General features: G+C 42.7%; 17 protein-coding genes. 7 read left to right on the top strand and 10 right to left on the bottom strand.

Going from position 1 to position 20,429, the window contains the following annotated elements:
* Positions 1–6 precede the first annotated feature (6 nt).
* The 4 genes from DSL64_RS17670 to DSL64_RS17655 all read left to right on the top strand — a co-directional run bounded on the left by DSL64_RS17670 (position 7) and on the right by DSL64_RS17655 (position 3,566).
* Positions 7–756: an ABC transporter ATP-binding protein gene (locus DSL64_RS17670; protein ID WP_115832253.1), complete on the top strand. Its 750-nt coding sequence runs from the start codon at positions 7–9 to the stop codon at positions 754–756.
* 4 nt (positions 757–760) lie between these two features.
* Complete coding sequence (locus DSL64_RS17665) at positions 761–2,038, top strand: ABC transporter permease (RefSeq protein WP_115832252.1); 1,278 nt, start codon at positions 761–763, stop codon at positions 2,036–2,038.
* 69 nt (positions 2,039–2,107) lie between these two features.
* Complete coding sequence (locus DSL64_RS17660) at positions 2,108–2,374, top strand: phosphopantetheine-binding protein (protein ID WP_115832251.1); 267 nt, start codon at positions 2,108–2,110, stop codon at positions 2,372–2,374.
* Positions 2,375–2,378: 4 nt separating this feature from the next.
* Positions 2,379–3,566: a beta-ketoacyl-[acyl-carrier-protein] synthase family protein gene (locus tag DSL64_RS17655; protein ID WP_115832250.1), complete on the top strand. Its 1,188-nt coding sequence runs from the start codon at positions 2,379–2,381 to the stop codon at positions 3,564–3,566.
* A 2-nt stretch (positions 3,567–3,568) separates the two neighbouring features.
* On the opposite strand, the gene scpA is transcribed toward DSL64_RS17655, so the two are convergent.
* Positions 3,569–5,653, bottom strand: coding sequence for a methylmalonyl-CoA mutase (gene scpA / locus DSL64_RS17650; RefSeq protein WP_115832249.1), 2,085 nt, complete (start codon positions 5,651–5,653; stop codon positions 3,569–3,571).
* Between the two features lie 9 nt (positions 5,654–5,662).
* Positions 5,663–7,009, bottom strand: coding sequence for a methylmalonyl-CoA mutase family protein (locus DSL64_RS17645; protein ID WP_158547940.1), 1,347 nt, complete (start codon positions 7,007–7,009; stop codon positions 5,663–5,665).
* A gap of 265 nt (positions 7,010–7,274) precedes the next feature.
* Between DSL64_RS17645 and dnaA the strand changes: the two genes are divergently transcribed.
* Positions 7,275–8,702, top strand: a complete 1,428-nt coding sequence (gene dnaA / locus DSL64_RS17640) for a chromosomal replication initiator protein DnaA (RefSeq protein ID WP_115832247.1) — start codon at positions 7,275–7,277, stop codon at positions 8,700–8,702.
* 50 nt (positions 8,703–8,752) lie between these two features.
* Entirely contained in the window at positions 8,753–9,745 is a 993-nt protein-coding gene (locus DSL64_RS17635) for a GNAT family N-acetyltransferase (protein WP_147300382.1), read from the top strand.
* Here DSL64_RS17635 and DSL64_RS17630 read toward each other — a convergent pair.
* The 3 genes from DSL64_RS17630 to DSL64_RS17620 all read right to left on the bottom strand — a co-directional run bounded on the left by DSL64_RS17630 (position 9,702) and on the right by DSL64_RS17620 (position 12,382).
* Positions 9,702–10,496 carry a DUF3108 domain-containing protein gene (locus DSL64_RS17630; protein ID WP_115832245.1) on the bottom strand — a complete coding sequence of 265 codons (795 nt, stop codon included), beginning with the start codon at positions 10,494–10,496 and terminating at the stop codon, positions 9,702–9,704. The two genes, DSL64_RS17635 and DSL64_RS17630, sit on opposite strands and share 44 nt — an antisense overlap.
* Before the next feature lie 15 nt (positions 10,497–10,511).
* Entirely contained in the window at positions 10,512–11,549 is a 1,038-nt protein-coding gene (locus DSL64_RS17625; RefSeq protein WP_115832244.1) for an aminopeptidase, read from the bottom strand.
* Positions 11,550–11,635: 86 nt separating this feature from the next.
* A complete protein-coding gene (locus DSL64_RS17620) occupies positions 11,636–12,382 on the bottom strand; it encodes an acyl-CoA desaturase (protein ID WP_115832243.1) in 747 nt (248 codons plus the stop codon).
* Positions 12,383–12,775: 393 nt separating this feature from the next.
* Between DSL64_RS17620 and recA the strand changes: the two genes are divergently transcribed.
* A complete protein-coding gene (gene recA / locus DSL64_RS17615; protein WP_115832242.1) occupies positions 12,776–13,846 on the top strand; it encodes a recombinase RecA in 1,071 nt (356 codons plus the stop codon).
* Positions 13,847–13,924: 78 nt separating this feature from the next.
* On the opposite strand, the gene DSL64_RS17610 is transcribed toward recA, so the two are convergent.
* The 5 genes from DSL64_RS17610 to pheT all read right to left on the bottom strand — a co-directional run bounded on the left by DSL64_RS17610 (position 13,925) and on the right by pheT (position 20,384).
* Positions 13,925–15,460, bottom strand: a complete 1,536-nt coding sequence (locus DSL64_RS17610; RefSeq protein WP_115832241.1) for a sigma 54-interacting transcriptional regulator — start codon at positions 15,458–15,460, stop codon at positions 13,925–13,927.
* 14 nt (positions 15,461–15,474) lie between these two features.
* Complete coding sequence (rny, locus tag DSL64_RS17605) at positions 15,475–17,046, bottom strand: ribonuclease Y (protein WP_115832240.1); 1,572 nt, start codon at positions 17,044–17,046, stop codon at positions 15,475–15,477.
* A gap of 150 nt (positions 17,047–17,196) precedes the next feature.
* Positions 17,197–17,508, bottom strand: a complete 312-nt coding sequence (locus tag DSL64_RS17600; protein WP_115832239.1) for a cell division protein ZapA — start codon at positions 17,506–17,508, stop codon at positions 17,197–17,199.
* Positions 17,505–17,849: a hypothetical protein gene (locus tag DSL64_RS17595; RefSeq protein ID WP_115832238.1), complete on the bottom strand. Its 345-nt coding sequence runs from the start codon at positions 17,847–17,849 to the stop codon at positions 17,505–17,507. The genes DSL64_RS17600 and DSL64_RS17595 overlap by 4 nt, the downstream gene beginning before the upstream one ends.
* 120 nt (positions 17,850–17,969) lie before the next feature.
* Complete coding sequence (gene pheT / locus DSL64_RS17590; RefSeq protein WP_115832237.1) at positions 17,970–20,384, bottom strand: phenylalanine--tRNA ligase subunit beta; 2,415 nt, start codon at positions 20,382–20,384, stop codon at positions 17,970–17,972.
* Positions 20,385–20,429 lie beyond the last annotated feature (45 nt).

The following is a 20,429-nucleotide window of genomic DNA, read 5'->3' as shown; positions in this document are numbered from 1 at the left end:
TCGAGCATGATACAACCGCCGGCAATTGAGATTCAGCAGGTTTCTCACAAATACAAATCAGCTTCAGAAAACACGCTTACAGATATATCTCTGGATATTTTTGAATCGGACGTCTTCGGTTTGCTTGGGCCTAATGGTGCCGGTAAAACTACATTGATTTCTATTTTGTGCGGCATCATCCCACATTCTTTCGGAGGAGTCAACTTTTATGACAGAGGAAAAGAAGTTTCTGATACAGAAAGACGAAGTCTGATTGGATTTGTACCTCAGGAGTATGCTTTTTACCATGAGCTTACAGCCAGGCAAAATCTGGATTATTTCGGCGCTATGTACAACCTGAAAAAAACAGATCTTGTTGAGCGGCGTGAAGAATTGCTGGAAGTACTGGGTCTTACAAAGGCTGCGGACAAAGCTGTAGGTACTTTTTCAGGTGGGATGAAACGGAGGGTGAACCTGGCGATTGGCATTATTCACAAGCCTGGAATATTGTTTCTGGATGAACCAACAGTAGGCGTCGATGTTCAGAGTAAAAACGCAATTATACGTTATCTGCAGCAATTGAATCAGGCAGGCACAACAATTGTCTACACTTCACATCATATGTCGGAAGCGGAAGAGTTCTGCAATCGCATTGCGTTGATTGACCATGGAAAAGTAATTGCTCATGGAGGATTGACGGAGCTGAAAACAGAAAACAAGGTTGGCGATTTGCAGTCACTATTTATCAAACTGACGGGAGAGGCGTATAGAGATTAAGAATATGTTTAAAGTTTACGCATCTGTTAAAAAGGAACTGCTGTTGCTGATCAACGATAAGGTTGGTCTGGCACTGATGTTTCTGATGCCATTGCTGCTTGTTTTTATTATTACAATCATTCAGGACAGCGTTTATAAGGTTGTAAATGAGAATAAAATTCCCTTGCTGGTCATGAACAGTGACAAGGGAGAACTGGGCAAAAAACTGACCGACGTGCTGACGTCATCCGGTTTGTTTGAGATTGATGGTGTGGCCGGAGCGGATGCCGGGATATTGAAAGAGGAACTGCTCGCAAGAGGAAAAATGATTGCCTTACATATTCCACCTACTTTTTCAGCCGGACTGGAGTCCAATGCCGGCGATGTGAGCCGGATTTTGATGAAAGATTTGGGTTTGGAATACGACTCAACTTCCGTTGAAACCGTCAATATTCCGGCTATTACTTTTTATAGTGACCCGGTGTTGCAGGAGAATTATACGTATTCCGTTATGGGCGTTATTCAGTCGTACCTTAGCGTGATTGAAAATTCTCTGATGATTGATAATATGTATGCAGAAATGGATCTTGGTGACAAGTCGGGCATACTCAAAGAGAGAATGATTGATAATCGCGTAAAGATTAATAAGGTAGTTGCTACCAACAATAAGTCGATGGCGGTTCCTAATTCAACCCAACATAATGTTCCCGCCTGGACCATCTTTGCCATGTTTTTCATGGTAGTTTCGCTGGGAAGTAATATTGTGAAAGAGCGTGTGAACGGAAGTTTTCTCAGGCTGAAAACCATGCCATCCAGTTTTATGCTTGTGATGTTTGGTAAAATGAGCGTGTATCTGGCTGTCGCAGTTTTGCAGGTTATTCTTACATTCTCTATGGGAATCTGGATATTGCCGTTACTTGGTTTACCCCGGCTTACACTACCTGGAAATTTGCCTGCTTTTGTTTCCGTGATCTTTATGAGTAGTATGGCTGCAGTAAGTTATGCACTTATGATCGGATCAATTGCCAGAACCCAGGAACAGGCTAACGGCTTTGGAGCAGTGTCCATTATTATCTTTGGAGCCATTGGTGGAATACTTGTCCCGACCTTCGTAATGCCATCCTACATGCAGCTGGTAAGTAATTTTTCACCATTGCACTGGTGCCTGGAAGGGTTTTATATACTATTTCTTAAGGGTGGAAGTTGGACTGAGTTATGGGGAGTATTTGTATTTCTCGGCATATTTATCCTCATTTGCCAACTTTGCACCTATTTTAAGTTGAGAATTGAAAAGATTTTATAGTTGTTGATTCTACATTTTAGATCAGCCGAATATTGAAAATTTTAAATTACTGTTAGAAATCGTTTAACCATGGATATTGAAAGTTTAAAGCCTGTTCTTAAAGGACAAATTGTACAGTATCTTAATTTGTTGGATATCAATCCGGATGATATCAAGGATGATGAACCTCTTTTTGGCGGAGACCTTGGACTTGATTCTATCGACTCCCTTGAACTGGTTGTATTACTGGAACGTGAGTATGGAATTAAGATTAACAATCCGGCAGAAGGCCGTAAGATATTGGTAGACGTGAACCACATGGCTGCCTACATTCTTGCTAATACCAAAACTGCCTGAGTAAATGGGGCGTGTAATCGTAACAGGAATGGGGATTATCAGTGCAGCCGGTAATGGCGTAGCTGAGAATTATGACAGCCTGCGCCAGGGAAAAAGCGGCGTGGGCAAGGCTACCCATTTCGAGTCGGTTTACACGGCAAGTTTACCTTTCGGTGAAGTGAAACAAAGTACTGAAAGACTTCGCGAAAAGCTCGGTTTTCAGGAGGAACCGGGATATACACGCACTGATTTACTGGCATTGACAGCCATGAATGAAGCCATTCGTGAAGCCTACCTGACCAATGATCAGATCCGGAGTTATGACACTGCTTTTATATCTGCCAGTACAGTAGGAGGAATGTGCCTTACTGATCAGTTATATCAGGACGCTAACCTCCGTTCTGGTGGTTCGGAGTACCTCGAATCTTATGGTTGTGCGGCGCATACGCTCAGGTTGGCGCAGCATTTCGGGATCCGGGGTTATACCAATACAATTAATACAGCTTGTTCTTCCTCAGCGAACGCAATTATGCTAGGCGCTCGTCTGATCAAATCGGGTCGTGTGAAAAGGGCAATTGTAGGCGGAGTGGACAGTCTGGCTAAATATACGATCAATGGTTTCAATGCACTTAAGATACTGTCTGATAATCCGTCCAAACCATTTGATGTAGATCGGAATGGTCTTAATCTTGGTGAAGCAGCCGCGTACCTTATTCTGGAATCAGAAGAAACAGCTGTTGGGAAAAAGTTTTTGGCGGAAATTGCCGGTTATGGCAACGCTAATGACGCGCACCATCCTTCAGCGATGTCCGATGAGGCAATTGGCGCCGTTGCTTCCATGCAGGCTGCACTACAAAGTGCCGGACTCCGAACTGATGAAATTGATTACGTCAATGCGCATGGGACAGGAACTCCTAATAATGACCAGGTGGAACTGGAGGGCTTAAAGAAACTTTTTGGTAAAGTTCCACTTTTTAACTCGACGAAACCATTCACTGGCCACACACTTGGTGCGGCTGGGGCCGTAGAGGCGGTTTTTAGTATTTTATCTTTGCAGCATCAGACTGTTTTTTCGGCCTTTAATGTCCAAAATCCTGTTGATCCGGAGTATCCTCCTGTTTCAGTATTGGTAAATTCGGAGTTGAAAAACGTATTGTCCAATTCTTTTGGCTTCGGTGGCAATTGTACCTCCCTTGTTTTGGGTAAGGTTTAATTTTATTTCATTAATTCTGCAAGTATTTTTTGAGCAGCGATGGAAATGATAGTGCCTGGTCCGAATATTCCTTTCACACCTGCATCATAAAGAAATTGATGGTCCTGAGCAGGTATAACCCCGCCCGCAATCACCATAATGTCGTCTCTTCCTATTTTTTTGAGCTCTGCTATCAGCTGGGGTAACAGTGTTTTATGGCCGGCAGTGAGACTGGAGATCCCCACTACATGTACATCGTTTTCGGCGGCTTGCTGAGCCACTTCCTGTGGTGTTTGAAAAAGTGGGGCAATGTCCACGTCAAAACCAAGGTCTGCGAAGCTGGTAGCAATAATTTTCGCTCCGCGGTCGTGGCCGTCCTGTCCCATTTTAGCCACCATAATTCGTGGTCTGCGTCCATCCAGCTCCGCGAACGTATCAGACATTTTCAGAGCCGTGCGGAAATTTTCGTCATCAGATGATTCCGCCTGATATATGCCCGAAACAGCGCGGATTGTAGATTTATATCTTCCGAATTTCTTTTCCATCGCTTCTGAAATTTCTCCTAATGTAGCCCGTTTGCGTGCAGCATCTACAGCAAGTGCAAGCAGGTTTGTTTCCATTTGCATACCACCAATCCCTGAACACGCTTCAGTAATTGAGGCAAGTGCTTTCTCTACTTCATTATTGTCACGTGCACTTTTTAATTTTACCAATCTTTCAATCTGCGTAGCTCTGACACTTGTGTTGTCAATTTCGAGGATTTCGAGTGGTTCTTTTTCTGAAGTTTGAAATTTATTAACTCCGATCAGCGATTCCTGCCCTGTTTCAATTCTGGCTTGCTTTCTTACGGCAGCTTCTTCGATTCTCATTTTAGGTAAACCCGTTTCAATCGCTTTGGCCATTCCGCCCAATTGTTCTATTTCTTCAATGAGTTGCCAGGCTTGCCGGCAAAGGTAGTCTGTTAGTTTTTCCACATGGTGCGAGCCTCCCCAGGGATCTACCGCTTTGCAGATACCACTTTCATGTTGGAGGAACAGTTGAGTGTTTCTGGCGATCTGTGCCGAAAAGTCGGTAGGTAATGCAATGGCTTCGTCGAGCGAATTCGTGTGTAATGATTGCGTATGGCCCAACACTGCGGCCATAGCTTCAATGCAGGTTCTGGCAATGTTATTAAACGGATCCTGCTCGGTGAGGCTGAACCCGCTGGTCTGACAATGCGCTCTCAACATCATCGACTTTTCATTTTTGGGTAAAAAACGATGAACAATTTTTGCCCAAAGCGCTCTGCCTGCACGAAGCTTTGCGATTTCGGTAAAATAATTCATTCCGATTCCCCAGAAAAATGATAATCTCGGAGCAAAATCATCAATAAGAAGCCCTGCCGCAAGGCCTGTACGTACATATTCCAATCCGTCTGCCAATGTATAGGCGAGCTCTATATGCGCCGGTGCCCCGGCTTCATGCATATGATAACCACTTACACTGATGGAATTGAATAGCGGCATGTGACGCGAAGAATAAGCAAAAATATCCCCTACAATGCGCATAGATGCTTGGGGCGGATAAATGTAGGTATTACGTACCATGAACTCTTTCAGTATATCATTTTGTATAGTACCTGAAAGTTTTTCCGGCGCTACGCCCTGTTCTTCCGCTGCAACAATATAGAATGCCATGACTGGTAATACTGCCCCGTTCATGGTCATGGAAACAGACATCTCATCCAGCGGGATTTGATCGAACAGGAGCTTCATATCCTCAACGGAATCAATAGCAACCCCGGCTTTTCCAACATCTCCTTCTACACGGGCATGGTCCGAATCATAACCGCGGTGTGTAGCAAGATCAAAAGCTACGGATAGTCCTTTTTGACCTGCTTCCAGATTTCTGCGGTAAAATGCATTCGACTCTTCGGCTGTAGAAAAGCCTGCATACTGCCGTATAGTCCACGGTTTTTGTAGATACATGCTGGCGTAAGGTGCACGAAGAAAAGGTGGTTGTCCGGCTCCGAACGAAAGATGAGGTAAAGCAGTCGGAGTTATAGAAAATAGGCCTGTATCCCGGTCTGACTGCGTTTGCTTTTGTAATTTGGTGAAATCCGGTTTCATGGCGCTGAATCAGTTTGAATACCAGGATGATGACAGATTCCGGGAAGTGAGAAGTCCATCGGCCACTTTCTTCTTAGTTGTTACTTCCACGTTGTTTTTCGAAAATGTGTTGTATCGATTGACACCCACCATCACATAAACTTCGCGCATTGCGTTAACTTTAGCGCTCCATGATGTATTTGCTAAATTCTGGACAAATCCGTTTTTGAAACTATCAATAATTCCTCCCTGGTTTTCAATTTCAAGAAAAAGATTCCAAGCCATTTCAGCCATCATTTGACTGCGGTTATCCAGAAAATAAGATCCTGAAGCAGGATCTGCGATCTGACCTATCCCACTTTCATAAGCGATAACGGAGGAAATGTTCATAGCGATTCGTTCTGAAAAGTCATTTCCGTAGTCAAACGGATGTATGGTTAAGGCGTTGCTACCGCCTGTTACCGCACTCATGGCTTCACTGGTTGCCCTGATAATATTGGTGTGCTCTGTTGTAGCTGAATAGTATAACCTGGAGGTTTCGGTATGAATAAACGGATGTGGTATTTCCGATTTTTGGCAGTGGTATGCTTCTAAAATGCGGCTATGGAGCATTCGAAGTGCTCTGAGCTTTGCGATTTCGGACAGATAATCTGTACCAATGGAAAGCGAGAAGAAAATGTTGTTCGAAGCCAATGGAGACAGCCCGGAGTCGGTGAGCTTATCCAGATAAAATACAAATGAAGCCAGTACCATAGCAAGCTCCTGTTCGGGTGTTACACCCGCCTCATGATAAACGTGACCATCAATCATGATCGGGTAGAAGCCCGGAATATTGTTGGTCGAACTACATAGCTGCGCTAATCCGGAAAGGTTCTGATCGAACCCTTTTGCACATCTCATCCAGTTGGCAAGCGGATCATTGGCAATGCCACCTTTCAGGCTCAGATGGGCACTCTGAAATGCTTCAAACAACGCTTCGGGATCCTGTTCAGAAGATATAAATACAGGTACATCTTTTTTATCAATATTGATCAGAATGTTTTCAATTTCTTCAACAGGATTATTCTCTGTTTTTAGCAAGATGGCTTGTGCTCCGGCATTCAGTTTTTCGTTGATTTTTCTTGTCTTGCCGGCGATATTTTTTATTTCGATTGCAGGCATATTAAGCCATCCGGTATCTTTTCTCTGACTATTTCTGAGTTCTGCAAAACGTAGTTGATCATACTCTTCATGTGAAAAATAGGGCAGGCATTCGTGGGGATAAAGCGGGTTACAATTTCGAAGTTCGGAAAGCGGTTGTTTGATTTCCTGTACCATCTGCTTTTCCCAGTCTGACCGATGAGAGGAATGAAATTCGGAAAACAGATTTTCGGCCATAACCATCATATTTTGATCAGAAAGTAAAAACGAAAAGTAACCGTACTGCCACGTTACAATTTTGAGGTAAGTTATGTTTTATTCATGATTTCACTTAAGAATGTTTACAAATAACAATCGCTTTTGATCACGAATGAGTATACGGCTTGAAATTACCTTGTTACGATCTTAAATTGTGCAGTATTTTCAGCAGCATGGATCAGGTTATTTTTATATCTTTGCGTCCTTTTGATTTTTAAAGAAGTACTGACTAGGGTTTTTAACATTGGAAAGACTAAGCGGATATAGGGAAGTAGATCAGGTATGGGACGCATGTCTCAGGGTCGTTCAGGAGCATGTGCCGGAAGATAGCTTTAGGACATGGTTTGAACCCATTCGTCCGTTAAAGTTGTATGGTAAGGTGCTTACCATACAGGTGCCAAGCCAATTCTTTTACGAATGGCTGGAGGATAATTACGTGAATCTGCTCAGAAAAGCACTCGACTATGCAATTGGCCGGGACGGTTTGCTGGAATATTCGATCATCGTGGACAAAGGCAACGACAAGCATCAACCGCTTACGATGAACGTGTCTACGCCTAAGTCAACTAATACTTCAAAACCTGACAATTTTTCGACGGATCCAAGGGTAGGAGCCAATGTTCAGTTGAAGGATCATGATGCCATGACTCTGGATACGTATCTGAATCCTAACTATTCTTTTGACAACTTTATTGAAGGTGATTGTAACCGATTGGCACGTTCTGCAGGTTTTGCAGTGGCCCAACGTCCGGGTCTTACTTCATTTAATCCATTAATGATGTACGGCGGTGTTGGACTAGGCAAAACGCATCTGGTGCAAGCCATCGGTAATTACATCACCAATCACTTCGATAATAAGCTGGTATTGTATGTTTCTTCGGAAAAGTTTACGAATCAGTTTATCAACTCTATCAGAAACAATACTTTGCAGGAGTTTACGGACTTCTATATGAAAGTGGATGTGCTGGCAATTGATGACGTGCAATTCCTTTCAGGTAAGGAGAAAACGCAGGATACATTCTTCCATATCTTCAACCACCTTCACCAGCTGGGTAAGCAGATCATCATGACAAGTGACCGTCCGCCACGTGAACTTCAGGGCCTGCAGGATCGTCTGCTTTCACGTTTTAAGTGGGGACTTACTGCCGATTTGCAAACTCCGGATTTCGAAACGCGTATTGCCATTCTTCAGAAAAAGATTCAGTCTGAGGGAATCTCCATCGATTATGATGTGATTGAATACGTAGCACACAGTGTGAATTCCAACGTTCGTGAATTGGAAGGTGTTATTGTTTCTCTAATGGCACAGGCTTCGCTGACGCGTCGTGAGATTGACGTTGAACTGGCGAAAAATACGCTGCGTAACATTGTCATGAATGAAGAGAAAGAGGTAACCATTGATACCATTCAAGAGGTTATTTCAGACTACTTTCAGATTACTGTGGCAGATCTGAAAAGTAAAAGCCGTAAGAAAGAAGTTGTTTATCCAAGGCAGCTGGCGATGTACCTGGCCAAGGAATATACCGAACTTCCTCTTAAGTCTATCGGCTATCACTTTGGAGGCAGGGATCACAGTACTGTAATTCACTCCATACAAAGCGTGAACCTGCTCATGGACGAGACGCCCGATGTTGAAGAGACACTGTTGAAATTACGCAGTTACTTTAAGTAAGAAGTTACGTTTCAAACGCAGTTTATTGGGTTATTTAAATCCTGACTGTGTTGGAACCTGTACTGCTCAATCGCTCCGAAATAGATTCCGGTCGCTGGGATCTTCTTATTGCTGATTCTGTAAATTCAGTTTTTTACGGTTTCAGCTGGTTTCTTGATACTGTTTGTGAAAGCTGGCAGGCGCTGGTCTGGCCTTCTGCAGAGAATTATAAGCTCGTTATGCCCCTGCCAATCAAAAAAAGATTGGGTCTCCAGGTTTTGTATCAGCCTCATTTTTGCCAGTTTCTTGGCATATTTTCTGAATCTGAAATCACCGTTGAGATTGCCGGTGTTTTCCTGGAATCCTGTATTTCTCATTTTTCTTATATCTCTTCCTACAGTTTTCATCCTGATTTGTCAGACGCAGTAGAGCCATCGCTGAAGCGTTTTTCAGCTATCTCATTTGTCAAACAGCAAACTTTTCGGAAATCATTGGCATTGAATCAATTTTACAATGCCGACAGAAAACGAAACCTGAGGAGAGGAATTGAATCGAACTGGGTGATCGAAGAGGGAATCAATACTGCTGAACTCATTTCTTTGTTCAGCATACATCATTCCGGAAATATTAAAGGCGGGGTAAGTGTACAATCGTATCGCATTCTGGAAAAACTGGTTGCAGCTTTTCGACTGCATGGAAATGCGACATTACGGTATGCCTCAGTATCAGGAAAGATACATGCGGGTATTCTTATTTTCAGATATGGAGATTATGCAGTGTATATCTTTAACGCCGCTGACGAAAAGGGCCGGAAAGGGAATGCGTGTACGGTCATGCTCAATAATTACTTCATGGAGCATGAGGGAACGGATCTGTTATTCGATTTTGAAAGTGCACAGGAGCCGCATATTCATGCTTTTTATCAGTCTTTTGGAGGAGCGGATACACCATTTGTCTCAATAAGTAAAACGCACCTTTGCTTTCCACTCAACTATTTTCAATCGCTCCGAAGATATCTGATCAGAACCAGACGGGCTCTGCTTTTAATCCTTTATAGGACTTAAGATCCATTTCAAGAGAACCAATAACGAGCTCTACCTGCACTTTTAATGGAATTTTATTCACATCGTCCGAAATCCAGAGTTTCATCGCACCTTCCCCTTTGAACAATTTATTGTCAGGGATCAGCGGATTCAGGCGTAATACCTTAGTCTTACCAAATTTTGTTTTGATCACATCCTTACCCACATATCTTACTCTGAGTTTATATACTTCTCCATCAAAAAAAGTAGGAACTTCAATAACTTCTCCCTCATTCACCCGGTCAAAATTCATGGTACGCAGGAAGAAATAACCACTGATAATATCATGTATATTGTTGGGGACATTAAAGGTTTTGGTTTCGTCTTTCACAGTCGAGATGGCAATGTCTTTGCTGTGATTGAAAACAACAGTTTCTTCTTTTCTGTATTTATTTTCCTGAATGCTTCTTTGAAACATATGTGGTACTATGGAAGTGGTGTCCACATAAGATCTCCACGTATCGCGGACTCTGGAAATAAGGTCGAACGGACCGACTGTGCGTCCGGTTACGTTAATTCTGTAACAAGGTTTATTATTGACCACGGATACATTTCTGGCAATTTCTACTTTTGCCTCTGCTGCATTGATGAAACCGTAATGCACACGATACTCTACTTTTTCTCCCAACCCAAAACTTTTATTAGGAATTACCCGGGCCTGATCAAACTGGCGGAAACCTACGAAAGCTAATGAAATGATAAGAACTGATAGTGTAATGTGTATGCGTTTCATGCCAAAAAGTTAAAATTAAAGAGAGGGATATTTGTTTTTCAGATAACCCAGATACTTCTTAAAATCGCTTCCGAACTTTTCCTCATATTCTTGTTTAAAAACATTCTGTTTCGATTTATAAGTTTGGTAGCTTATAAAATACGCATTTCCCGGTAAAAAAGATGATTGCTCCGAACGTTTGGCTTTCAACGTTTTTCCTCCGCCCATCAGTGTATCTGCGGTACTAACTATTTTTTGAATTAAATGTTTTTTAGCTGAATCCTTTTCCGGTTTGGGTGTTTGGTCTGGTCCGAATGTAATATAAAGACTATCTAATTGCTTCATCCCCCTTAACATATGTCGGGAATAGGCATCATTGTAATTTTTAGAATATTGATAGTCTGCATATTGCTTCGAATCTGCTCCGTATTTCTGTTTAAGGAAACGTGTAGCCCCTAAATCTCCGACGAAACTGGCCAGGTTTTCATTTAATTCAAGATCGTTTTTTACAAAAAGTGTTCCATGGGTCAGCTCATGAAGAATAAGATTCGCGAGGCTACCTTCCCGTCTTTTGAGCATACTGGACAGAATGGGATCCTTCAGGTAACCAAGCGTAGACCATGCTGATACTTCCCCGATATCAGTATCAAATCCTTCATCGGCAAGTACTTTTTCTTCTCTTACAGCGCGGGTGGAGTCGAAATAGCCTTTGTATGGAAAGCTACCCAGGATCGGGAAATCCCATTTGTAGGCTTTGATTCTATATCGATCGGACGCGGTAATAACCCAGATGAGCGGCTTGCCGTGCTGGTCGTAAAAAGTCGTGTAGTTTTTTGATGGGGAAAGGCCGAGAGAATCAACGCCGAATTGTTTGATTTCTTCAATAAGCCGTATTCGAGTCTTTAAGGAGTCAGGAAAGGTAGGGTCGGCCAGTACTTCACTCACATCCTTAACGTTCATGAGAATGCCGATCTGTCCTTTTGCCTGCATCCATCCGTAACTCAGCAAATCACGGTAAATAATACCAAGTACAACAACGACGCAAAGCAGGGCGACCAGGATTTTTTTTACCACGATATTCTGACTTGTTAAAACTCAAAAAAGGCCGGTGATGAACAGCCGGCCGGTTGAAAAACAAAAATATCGTATGTTTTTAGTTTTTACATATAATTCAGATCATTATTCGGTTTCAGTTTGATAATCCTGAGCTTATTTAATAGCAGAATAAATGGATAGGTCGGATCGAATTCATGCCATTTGAATCCAAAGTTGGCACGCCCCCCATATTTGTGATGGTTGTTGTGGTACGACTCACCCATCATTAAAAAGTCAAAAGGAAGAAGGTTTTTGGCCGTGTCATTGACCTCAAAATTGACATAGCCATATTTGTGCGCGTACCAGTTGATAATCGCTCCGTGAACAGGACCCATCAGAAAATGAATGGGCAGAAGCAGGTACATCCACCAATGCGTGGCAAACTGCATATAGAAAAGGACATAAAATATTCCCCATCCGAGTCGGGAAAACCAGGAATCCCCGATTTTTTCCATGAACTCCCAGTGTGGGACGCCTTTTTTAAATTTGGCTTCAATGGTATCAGTACGTCTGACAATGTTGTTGTAATAATTTTTTGTCTTCCACATCATGTCTGTCAGGCTGCTTGAAAAACTCGGAGAGTGCGGATCGTCTTCGGTATCAGCATAAGCATGATGCAGACGGTGCATGACCCCATATGCATAAGGACTCAGGAAGGATGATCCCTGGAATATCCATGTACACACATAGAATGTTTTTTCCCAAGCCGGGCTCATCGTAAACATTTTGTGTGCTGCGTATCGGTGTAGAAAAAAAGTTTGCATCAGTAACGACAGGTACCAATGCGCAATGAAAAACAATAATATGATCATAATGAAGCGAACCTAGCTTTGATAGATGAGCTGCAAAGTTATTTTTACGAAAAGTGCGGATTGATGACAAAAATCAGTTTTAAAAGAAGCATTTGACGTATACCGGGCTGTTTTTCAGAACTGAGTAGAAATGGGTACTATTTAAATTTGCTGTCATAAATTTTTTGCCAATCGATATGGTTTGATACAATTAATATCATATCTTTGTTACTGAAATTATCGATGAGCTGATTTGAGGTGTCGTTCAATGTGTTGAAACATTACCTCCATAGGCACGAAATAGATTTTGGATTTGCACTAAATAGGGTAAATTTACGTCTGTCGAGGAAATATGAAGAAGCGGTTTGTCAAAGCAACCTTAATCATAACATAAACAATTACTTTTCATTAAGTATGGCAGCACCAGCAACAACCGATAAGGAAAACAAATTAAAGGCACTACAGACTACGCTTGAAAAGCTAGACAAGACTTTTGGTAAAGGAACTGTAATGCGTTTGAGTGATACAAAAGTTCTTGATGTTCCTGTTATTTCGACCGGATCTCTCGGGCTTGATCTTGCACTTGGGGTAGGGGGAGTTCCTCGTGGGCGTATCGTGGAAATATATGGTCCGGAATCATCAGGTAAAACGACGCTTTCTATGCATTGCATAGCTGAAGCTCAGAAGCAGGGTGGCCTGGCCGCTTTCATAGATGCAGAACATGCCTTTGACCGCGTGTATGCAGAGAAGCTAGGGATTGACACAAGTAATTTACTTATTTCACAACCAGACAGCGGAGAGCAGGCACTTGAAATTGCCGAGCACCTGATCAGCAGCGGTGCTGTAGATATTATTGTGATTGACTCTGTAGCTGCACTTGTACCAAGAGCTGAGCTTGAAGGGGAAATGGGTGAAAGCAAAATGGGGCTCCAGGCACGTCTGATGTCTCAGGCACTACGTAAACTTACAGGGGTTATCAATAAAACAGGATGCTGCTGTATTTTCATCAACCAACTTCGTGAGAAAATTGGTGTGATGTTCGGAAATCCTGAAACAACTACGGGTGGTAACGCATTGAAATACTATGCATCTGTACGTTTGGACATCCGCAGAGTGGGCCAGATCAAAGAAAGCGCTGATGCGATACTTGGTAACCGCACGAAAGTGAAGGTTGTTAAAAATAAAGTGGCTCCTCCGTTTAAAGTGGTAGAGTTTGATATTATGTATGGCGAAGGAATCTCCAAAGTAGGAGAGGTAATCGACCTTGCTGTTGAGTTAGAAATTGTTAAAAAGGCCGGATCCTGGTTTAGCTACGAGGGGAACCGTTTGGGACAGGGACGCGATGCAGTAAAAGCGTTGTTGAAGGATAATCCTGAGCTGTTGGATGAGCTGGAAGCAAAAGTTCGTGCAAAAGTGAACAATGAGCCTGATTCGCTTATTGACACCAGCGAACCAAATGTGGCAGACGAAGGATCTCCTGAATAATTGTTAAATCACTCCAATAAAAATGCCCTGAAAGTTTCAAACTTTTCAGGGCATTTTTAATATAGGAAATGACAGTATTTAGAAAAGTTTACTGTCGTCGTCATCTTCGTCAAAATCGAAATCTTCGTCATCCGGTCCGGAGAACATACTGCTTACCAGATCCTGGAATTTCATACCCTGATCCAATGATTGTTTTCCGATGAGTGAGAACTCTGCCATTCCATGCAGTGCAAATTCCATCATAAACAGTTTTTCTGCCTTGTTTCCGTAGGCACTCAGCATATCCACAAAATCATCCAGTCCGTCTATACTTCCCAACCGGGCAGCATATTCACGATCAGTCATGTCACCAATCATTTCCATCTCATTGCCGGCTCCGAACCATTCAATGACCTTGGCATAGGGATTAATTTTGCTCTTCTTCGATTTTTCAGGATCGGGGAAGAAATTCAAAAACTGAGTTCTGATCGCTTTGCCAATCAGATTTTGAGCCACAATTACAGGTCCTTCTACTTCACCTTCATATACCAATTCAACCTTACCGCATATAGAAGCAACCACTCCATAAAGATCTGATATACGAACATGGGTACTCTCTTCGCCGTTGATTAGGGTGCGGCGCTCTGCAGTACTTAGCAGTGTTTCGTAGGCAGATATAGTCAAACGTGCCGAAACACCACTTTTGCTGTCAACATATTCACTATCTCTGGCTTCAAACGCAATTTGCTCTATCAGGGTTTTGATAAGGTCGTTTACTACAACTACTTCACCTTGTCCTTTTTTAACAATCGCTTCCTGTTCGGTGATCTTTCTACCGGTTTCAAGCGTCTTTGGGTAGTGCGTTACAATCTGGCTTTCGATACGGTCTTTCAGAGGTGTAACAATACTTCCGCGGTTGGTATAATCCTCAGGATTGGCTGTGAATACAAACTGAATATCCAAAGGTAAACGCAATTTAAAGCCGCGTATCTGAATGTCTCCTTCCTGCAAAATATTGAAAAGAGCAACCTGAATACGTGCCTGAAGATCGGGCAACTCATTGATCACGAAAATACCACGATGTGAACGGGGGATTAGTCCATAATGAATTACACGCTCATCAGAATAAGGTAACTTCAGCATAGCGGCCTTGATAGGGTCCACATCACCGATCAAATCCGCTACGGACACATCCGGAGTAGCCAACTTTTCAGTATAACGTTCGTCCCGGTGAAGCCATGCAATCGATGTTTGATCACCGGATTCCGCTAATGTATCCTTTGCAAAACGTGATAGTGGTTGCAGGGGATCATCATGCAATTCCGACCCTTTTACATATGGAATATATTCATCCAGAAGATTAATCATCATTCTGGCGATCCTGGTTTTTGCCTGTCCGCGTAAGCCAAGAAAGTTGATATTGTGCATGGATAAAATAGCACGTTCAACATCCGGTATTACAGTTTCTTCATATCCCCAGATGCCCGGGAACACACTTTCCTTGTTCTTAATCTTCTCTATCAGGTTATCACGAAGCTCCTGTTTGATAGAGCGGGATGTGTAACCGGCTTTCTTTAAATCACCAAGCGATTGTATTTTCAATCGCTCTGAACTACTCAGATTTAGATAAGTCATTGAAGTTGTTTGGATTATCTTGCATAAGCAACCGAACGCATCTCACGAATTACTGTGATTTTGATTTGTCCGGGGTACTGCATTTCCTTTTCAATTTTTTGAGATATATCAAATGAAAGCATTCCTGCTTTTTCATCTGATACGTTGTCCGCATCAATAATGACACGAAGTTCACGACCAGCCTGGATTGCGTAGCATTTCTCTACACCATCGAACGACAACGCCATGTTTTCAAGGTCACGCAAACGCTGGATATAGGATTCCATCATTTCGCGACGTGCGCCAGGACGTGAACCTGAGATTGCATCACAAACCTGGATGATCGGAGAAAGCATACTCGTCATCTCGATCTCGTCGTGGTGAGCTCCGATTGCATTACATACCTCCGGATTTTCTTTATACTTTTTGGCCAGTTCCATACCCAGAATTGCGTGTGGCAAGTCTGATTCCTCAGGCCATACTTTTCCGATATCATGAAGTAGACCGGCTCTTTTGGCAAGTTTGGTATTTAAGCCAAGTTCTGCCGCCATGGTAGCACAAAGTTTTGCCACTTCACGTGAGTGTTGAAGCAGGTTCTGTCCGTAAGATGAACGGAAACGCATACGACCAATCATCTTCACAAGCTCAGGATGTAAGCCGTGAATACCCATATCGATCACAGTACGTTCCCCGATCTCGACGATTTCGTCATCAATATTCTTGCGTGTTTTTGCAACTACTTCTTCAATACGGGCAGGGTGGATACGTCCATCCTGAACCAGACGGTGCAGAGAAAGACGTGCTATTTCACGACGAACCGGGTCAAATCCTGATATTACGATCGCTTCAGGGGTATCATCTACAATGATCTCAACACCTGTTGCTGCTTCCAGGGCACGGATGTTACGTCCCTCGCGACCAATGATTTTACCCTTGATATCATCATTTTCAATGTTAAAAACAGATACACAGTTTTCAATAGCATGCTCTGCAGCCGTGCGTTGTATTGTTTCGATAACGATCTTTTTAGCCTCTTTCGTAGCTGAAAGGCGTGCTTCTTCCATCGCACTTTTTACATAGGATCCGGCTCTTGTATCGGCTTCAGCCTTTAGTGCATCTACCAACTGTTCACGTGCCTGATCTGCTGTAAGGTTTGCGATTTTTTCAAGTTGTGCAACCTGCTGTTGTAAAGACTTCTCCGCCTCTTCACGCTTCTTGTTAGCTGTTTCGATTTGCTGAGACAGGTTATTTTTCTGCGATTCCAGTTCCTGTTCACGTTTTTTATTCTGATCAATGCTCTGATTCAGACTTTGCTCACGTTGCTTCAGCTTCTGTTCGTTAGTTTGAAGGATGTTTCTTTTCTTATTAGCATCTTCTTCGAACTCTGATTTCAGGCGTAGATATTTCTCTTTTGCTTCGAGAATGCGGTCTTTCTTAATATTTTCAGCTGAATTTTCAGCATTGCGGATAATTTCTGCTGCTCTGTCCTGCGCTTCTTTTTCCTTTTGATCGAAAGATTTCTGAAAAATGTATTTACCTGCAAATACACCGATACCCACAGCGATGATATCGGATAAGAGGACAATAAAAATGGATGAATCTGGCATTTTATGTAATGGTTACAATATAGTTGGCTTGTGACCGACTACCAAAGTATGAAATGCCGAACCAGTTGTGGCTGAACGATGAATTTTAGGAAGAAACAGACAAAGGTTTAGAAACGTGGGCTGATAAGCAGAAGAAATTTCTTCCCGATTTCAGCTATCAATGGCATTTGCAACGGCCGCATCCAGTTTTTCAATCCTGTCCTGAAATGCTTCCATCATACCATCCATTTGTTCCCGAATGCGTTGCAGGGCAACCATACATTCTATTGCGGTGAGACCCATGGCCTCAATATCGTCGTAACCTTTTGTCTTTGATTTATGCTGCTTTACTCGCTCCATGAATACTTCATATCCATCCCTGTAATATCTCTCCTGATCGGCTGGCACGCTCAGCTTGAAGCCTCTGTCCAGCAGTTTTATAAAGACAGAGACGTCAGGATTAGGTATGTTATTTTTTTTCATAAGCTATCTTCAAGCATTTCAATGCACTTATCGATCTCTTCTATATATCGGTCAACTGATTCTTTCAGTTCGGCTAATCCGCTCGTTGGTGTCAGTTTACTAGTGACAATTTTAGCGAAACTTTTAGACTTATTAAAGTCTTTTTCTAAAGTACCGTATTTTTTCTTTGTTTCCTTGGCTTCTTCCTTCAGCCTCATATTGGATAAACGTAGCTCTGCATTTTCGCGCTGTAATTCTGATACTGACCAGGTTAGGTTCTCTTTTGTATTGATGAGAATTTCTAATCTTCTTTCCAGATCGGCCAGTTTAAGTTCGATAATGCGTGTGCTGCTCCTTTCCATTCTTGTTCGGGTTTTAGTTTGAAGGCTTTGTCAGGTACTCAGAGAAAAGGAATTTACTTCGAAAAAATTACCAAATAAAACGTACAGGAGACATCTTAGTATCTCCTGAATAGAAAAAAGTTATTTTCGGATAATAGCATTTAGCTCACGCTCGTAGTTGGCGATTAGTCTTGACATGGTCTTATCAATCACTTTGTCGGTCAGTGTCTGTTGGTCGTCCTGCAAAATGAAACTGATCGAATAGGATTTACGTCCTTCCAGATTCACTCCCTCGTATACATCGAATACGTTTACAGAACGAAGTAACTGGCGCTCGGTTTTAAATGCAACCTGACGAAGCTCTTCAAAAGTGACTTTCTTATCCACCACCAGCGACAGATCTCTCCTTACCTCAGGGAACTTAGGCACTTCACGATATTGTACGGCACTGTCATATTGCTTCAGCATGTATTCCCAGTCAAAGTCTGCATACAAAACCGGCGCTTTAACGCTGGCCTTCTTCGTTATGGCAGATTTCAACAAACCAAATGTCACTACAGGTTTTTTATTAATGCTCAATGTAAGTCCGTATTGAAAAATAGTACCATCTGCTTCCTGCTTTTCAGTACTACGGATTTTCATCGCTGCCAGAACCTGACTTACTACAGCTGCGAGATCATGGAATGCACTTTCTTTAGATTTGGCAATCCAGCTTTCTTCCTGGGTGTTGCCGGAAAGGAATACAGCAAGTCTTTCTTTTTCTGAATATTTTTCGTTGATAAGATTGTAGGTCTTACCGAATTCAAAAAGTTTCAGATCCCGCTGACGACGGTTGATGTTGTGTTCAATTACTTCAAGACCAGAAAAAACAAGTGACTGACGCATGACAGAAAGATCTTCGCTCAGATAGTTCAGAATTTTCACTGTGCTTTGCTCAGCCTGCTCTCCAAGAAGTGCTGCGTAATCCGGCTTTGTAAGTGAATTGTTGATCATTTCATAAAAACCGTTTGCTGCCAATAACTCGGAGACACGCATTTTTAATTTTTCAGGATCGTTCACAGGAAAATCGGAAAGGTAATCAGAGCTCAGTGACTCAGAAAGTTCTACCTGGCCGAAACCATAAATTCTCAGGATTTCCTCGATCACGTCAGCTTCTCTTTGCACGTCTACGCGATAAGGCGGTACAATGGCAACGAATCCGGCATCCGTCTTTTCTTCAAGTTTGATATCAAGACCTGTAAGAATCTGTTCGATCTTTTCAGCACCTAACGATTTCCCGATCAGTCTGTCAATATTCCTGTAACTGATATTGATACTGAAATCTTGGATAGGAGTTGGGTAGATATCCGTAACTTCTGACGTAACCTGTCCTCCTGCTACTTCCTGGATCAGAAGAGCAGCACGTTTCAGTGCAAAAAGAGGCATATTAGGATCTGTTCCGCGCTCAAAACGGAAAGACGAATCAGTTTTAAGTGTAAACCGCTGCGCCGTACGTCTTACCCAAACAGGGGAGAAGTAAGCTGATTCCAGAAAAATAGCGGTTGTGGTATTGCTAACACCGGAGTCTGCACCGCCGAATACCCCTCCGATGCACATAGGAGAAGTAGCGTTGCAAATCATCAGATCCTGATCCGAAAGTGTTCTTTCAAGATCGTCCAATGTAGTGAATTTAGTGCCGGCTTCTACGGTTTTGACAATCACCTGATTGCCATCAACCTTTGCTGCATCGAAAGCATGTAACGGCTGACCCAATTCATGACATACATAATTGGTAACATCCACGACATTGTTAATGGAGCGGATACCGATGGTCTGTAACTTTTGCTTTAACCATTCAGGCGATTCAGCAACAGTAATTCCGGAGATCGTCAAACCTGTATATCTTGGGCAAGCTTCGGCATTTTCAACACTAACCCCAAATGTCAGAGACTGATCAGTAACCTTGAATTCTGCTACAGATGGAAGTTTGATTTCTCTGTCAAGTACTGCTTTCAGATCGCGGGCCACACCAAAGTGAGACGCAGCGTCGGCACGATTAGGCGTAAGACCGATTTCAATCAGGTAGTCAGAAGAGATTCCAAAATAATCAGCGGCCGGAGTTCCGTTTGGTAAATCTGTATCCAGTACAAGTATGCCGTCATGAGATGTACCAAGTCCCAGCTCATCTTCAGCGCAGATCATACCTTCCGATAACGCACCTCTAATCTTTGATTTCTTAAGAACAATCGCATCTTCGCTTCCGGTCGGGTACAAAACTGCTCCGACTGTGGCAACCACTACTTTTTGTCCGGCAGCTACGTTGGCTGCACCACAAACAATATGTAACGGTTCAGGAAGGCCTGTATCGACAGTCGTGATTTTTAAACGATCTGCTTCAGGATGTTTCTCACAGGTAAGAACTTCACCTACAACCACACCTTTCAATCCACCTCTGATGGATTCTACTTCTTCAATATTTTCAACTTCCAGGCCGGTAGCAGTCAGCAAAGTACCGATCTCTTCAGGAGTTTCGGTCAGCTCGATCAGTTCGCCCAGCCATTTGTAAGAAATTTTCATGCGATATAAAAAACGGTAAACTGTCGGTACATGTTCGAATCTGTA

The organism is Dyadobacter luteus (assembly GCF_003383615.1).
Lineage (GTDB): Bacteria > Bacteroidota > Bacteroidia > Cytophagales > Spirosomataceae > Dyadobacter > Dyadobacter luteus.
Note: the sequence above shows the minus strand (reverse complement) of the source record. Positions and strands in the feature narration are given on the sequence as shown.